We start from the raw sequence: 526 nt of genomic DNA on the forward strand, positions 1-526 counted from the left end.
TTGTTTTTGTAATCTTGGATTCTTTATCCTCAGAATATACATAATCAGCTATTTGCACTGTGTCAATTGAATTCTTGATTTTGATTTTGGAGGATAATTGATTTAAGTTATCATACTTGAAAATCGTTGTTGTCTCTTTATTGAATGTTTTATTAATACTTCTTTTCTCTGTTAAGCAATTATTAATGTCATAGATGTATTTTGTTATACTTTCTATTGTGTCTAAATAAATTCCCCTAGCATATGGAGTTAAAACCTTATCTACGATTGCTAGATTATTTGAATTATATTTAGTTGTCATAATTGTCCAATAATCTTTCTCTTTATCAAACAAAACTTTGGACTTTTCCTTATTTGAATTAGATTGACAGGAGACTAAAAATATAATGACACTAATTAAAGTAATATTTCTCATCGTTCGTTTAATTTTCGCTAACGGTGTTTGCATGATGCTGTGGCCAGCTTTAATGGTGGCCATGCATTATTGCATGTTGTTAGCCCTCGTATTTTATTCTTTTTATTTGAA

General features: G+C 28.5%; 1 protein-coding gene. It reads right to left on the reverse strand.

Annotated features, from left to right (window positions below):
• Nucleotides 1–478, reverse strand: a 478-nt coding sequence (locus J1N10_RS21040; protein WP_262328690.1) for a hypothetical protein, incomplete at its 3' end; no start/stop codon positions are given.
• Nucleotides 479–526 lie beyond the last annotated feature (48 nt).

Source organism: Carboxylicivirga litoralis (assembly GCF_025499605.1).
Classification (GTDB): Bacteria; Bacteroidota; Bacteroidia; order Bacteroidales; family Marinilabiliaceae; genus Carboxylicivirga; species Carboxylicivirga litoralis.